Here is a 3,126-nt window from a genome sequence, read left to right as displayed (position 1 = left end):
CCCGCGCCCGGGGACGGGCGGCCGGCGCCCGCGCCCTGGCCCGCCCGGTGCCCGAGCTGACGGACGACGCCACGGTCGCCGACGCGATCGACCTGCTGCGCCGCCGCCGGGCCTCGCTGGCAGTGGTCCGCGACGGCTCCGGACAGCTCACCGGCATGGTGAGCCTGGACGACCTGCTGGCCCGCTTCCTTCAGCCGCAGGCGGCATAAGGCCCACCGCGGGCCGGACCGGGGTCACTCCTCCATCCGGCGGCGTCGCTCGTTGTGCCAGGCGATGGCCCGCCGGATGTCCGGCTCGTGCAGTCCGGTCCGGCAGGCGAGCTGCACCATGGTGAGCACCGGCGGACCGGACGTCAGCACACGGGTGATCTTCGCCGCCCACAGCTCCTCCTGCACGAAGGGGCGGCGCCGGTACGCCTCACGGAGCACGTCGAGGTGCGCCTCGCAACAGGCGGTGACCCGGCGCAGACCGTCGCACCAGGTGTCGGTGGGGTGGGCGGAGGAGGAGTCCGGTACGTGTCCGCTCACCTCCTCACCGGCCGGGAAGGTCCTCCCGCAGAGGTCGCACAGCTCCAGCGGAAGGGTCTCGGAACGCCGTTCGTGCTTCCCGCGTCTCCACATCAAAGCTCCCGGTGGCCGGCTGCGGCCAGCGTACTGCGGGACACCGGTGCCCGGCCCGGCGGGCGCCGCGACGTTTGCACCGGGCACCGCACGGAACCCGTCGCTTTCCCTGACAGCGTGCTGTGCGGCCCCGTCGAGCGGACGCGCACCGGCGGAACGGAAGGTCGATGGCCGGCATGAAGGTTTCCGATCACATCCTTCAGCGCTTGCGCGAGTGGGAGGTGGAGCACGTCTTCGCCTACGCGGGCGACGGCATCAACGGCCTCCTGGCGGCGTGGGGACGAGCCGACGACCGTCCGAGGTTCGTCCAGTCCCGGCACGAGGAGATGTCCGCGTTCCAGGCCGTCGGCTACGCGAAGTTCTCGGGCAAGGCCGGGGTCTGCGCGGCGACTTCGGGACCCGGCGCGATCCACCTGCTCAACGGCCTCTACGACGCGAAGCTCGACCACGTCCCCGTCGTCGCGCTGGTCGGGCAGACCAACCGCAGCGCGATGGGCGGCTCGTACCAGCAGGAGATCGACCTGCAGAACCTGTACAAGGACGTCGCCTCCGACTTCTGCGAGACGGCGATGGTGCCCGAGCAGCTCCCGAACCTCATCGACCGCGCCTTCCGCACCGCCTACGCGCGGCGCACGGTCACCGCGGTCATCATCCCCGCCGACGTGCAGGAACTGGACTACAGCCCGCCGACGCACGCCTTCAAGATGGTGCCGTCCAGCATGGGGCTCGGCCGGTACGCGCCCGTGCCCGCCGACGCCGACGTCGAGCGGGCCGCCGAGGTCCTCAACGCCGGCGAGAAGGTCGCCGTCCTCATCGGACAGGGCGCCCGCGGCGCCCGCGCCGAAGTGGAGGAACTGGCGGACGTCCTCGGCGCGGGCGTCGCCAAGGCCCTGCTCGGCAAGGACGTGCTCCCCGACGACCTGCCCTACGTCACCGGAGCCATCGGCCTGCTCGGCACCCGGCCCTCCTACGAGCTGATGCGGGACTGCGACACCCTGCTGATGATCGGCTCCAGCTTCCCGTACACGCAGTTCATGCCGGAGCTGGACCAGGCGCGGGGCGTGCAGATCGACATCGACCCGCACATGATCGGCCTGCGCTACCCCTTCGAGGTGAACCTCGTCGGCGACGCGGCCGAGACGCTGCGCCGCCTCCTGCCGCGCCTGGACCGCAAGAAGAAGAGGTCCTGGCGCGAGAAGGTCGAGAAGGACGTCGCCCGCTGGTGGGAGGTGATGCAGCGGCGCGCCGCCGTGGACGCCGACCCGGTCAACCCGGAGTACGTGGTGCACGCCCTCGACGGCAGGCTCCCCGACGACGCGATCGTCACGGCCGACTCCGGTTCCGCCGCCAACTGGTACGCCCGCCACCTGCGGATGCGCGGACGGATGCGCGGCTCCCTCTCGGGCACCCTCGCGACCATGGGGCCCGGTGTCCCGTACGCCATCGGTGCGAAGTTCGCGCACCCGGAGCGCCCCGCCATCGCCCTCGTCGGCGACGGCGCCATGCAGATGAACGGCATGATGGAGATGGTCACGGCCGCCAAGTACTGGCAGGACTGGTCCGATCCGCGGCTGATCGTGGCCGTCCTCAACAACCGCGACCTGAACCAGGTCACCTGGGAGATGCGGGCGATGTCCGGGGCGCCGCAGTTCGAACAGTCGCAGGCCGTCCCGGACCTGCCCTACGCCGAGATCGCGCAGCGGATCGGGCTGGAGGGCGTCCGAGTGGAGAAGCCGGAGCAGGTCGAGGCCGCCTGGGACCGGGCGCTGACGGCCGGCCGGCCCTTCGTCATCGACTTCCGCACCGACCCCGCCGTGCCGCCGATCCCGCCGCACGCGGAGCTGGACCAGATCGAGGCCGCGGCCTTCGCCGTGCTCAAGGGCGACAGCGACCGCGCCTCCATGGTGAAACAGGGCTTCAAGGCCAAGGTGCAGGAGATGCTGCCGGGCACCCGTCGGCGTTCCGGCCGCCCCGGCGCCGGAGCCGACGACAGCACCGGCGGGTGAGCCGCCCGCCCGAAGGCGGGGGCGCTCCCGCCGGGCGCGGCCGAAACGGTCACCGCGGGGCGAGGGTGAGCGCGCCGTCCGGGCCGAGGACGATGTCCACGCCGCTGACCCGGTCGAGGGTCTCCCGCAGCCAGGCCCGCTCGTCCGCCGCGGCGGGCTCCAGCCGCATCCGCCGCGTCCTCAGCGGCACCATGCGCAGCCCGGACGGGCGCCCGCCGTCCGGGGACACCGACAGCAGACAGGCGAGCCGCAGGTCGTCGCGGTACTCCTCGTGGCCGGAGATGCCCTCGTAGTCGTCGACGAAGTCGCCGCAGCCGTAGAGGATCACCCGGCCGCGGTACATCTCGACCGGGCGGGGGTGGTGCGAGGAGTGGCCGTGGACGACGTCCACACCCCCGTCGACCAGCGCGTGGGCGAACCGGACCTGGCCCTGCGGGACGTGGTGGCCCCAGTTCGAGCCCCAGTGCACGGACACCACCGCGACGTCGCCCTCGCGCTTG

The 3,126-nt window shown here is 72.6% G+C and carries 4 protein-coding genes; 2 read left to right on the top strand and 2 right to left on the bottom strand.

Annotated features, from left to right (window positions below):
• The coding region (locus B7767_RS16705) for a CBS domain-containing protein (protein WP_143652519.1) at positions 1-209 on the top strand (209 nt) is incomplete at its 5' end.
• A gap of 24 nt (positions 210-233) precedes the next feature.
• On the opposite strand, the gene B7767_RS16700 is transcribed toward B7767_RS16705, so the two are convergent.
• Entirely contained in the window at positions 234-620 is a 387-nt protein-coding gene (locus B7767_RS16700) for a hypothetical protein (RefSeq protein ID WP_085572886.1), read from the bottom strand.
• A 176-nt stretch (positions 621-796) separates the two neighbouring features.
• Here B7767_RS16700 and B7767_RS16695 point away from each other — a divergent pair, with 176 nt between their 5' ends.
• Complete coding sequence (locus B7767_RS16695; protein WP_085572887.1) at positions 797-2,626, top strand: thiamine pyrophosphate-requiring protein; 1,830 nt, start codon at positions 797-799, stop codon at positions 2,624-2,626.
• Between the two features lie 49 nt (positions 2,627-2,675).
• Here the strand turns inward: B7767_RS16695 and B7767_RS16690 are convergent.
• The coding region (locus B7767_RS16690) for a CapA family protein (protein ID WP_143652518.1) at positions 2,676-3,126 on the bottom strand (451 nt) is incomplete at its 5' end.

The organism is Streptomyces sp. 13-12-16 (genome assembly GCF_002114215.1).
In the GTDB taxonomy this organism is placed as follows: Bacteria; Actinomycetota; Actinomycetes; order Streptomycetales; family Streptomycetaceae; genus Streptomyces.
This window is presented reverse-complemented; position numbering and strand designations above follow the sequence as displayed.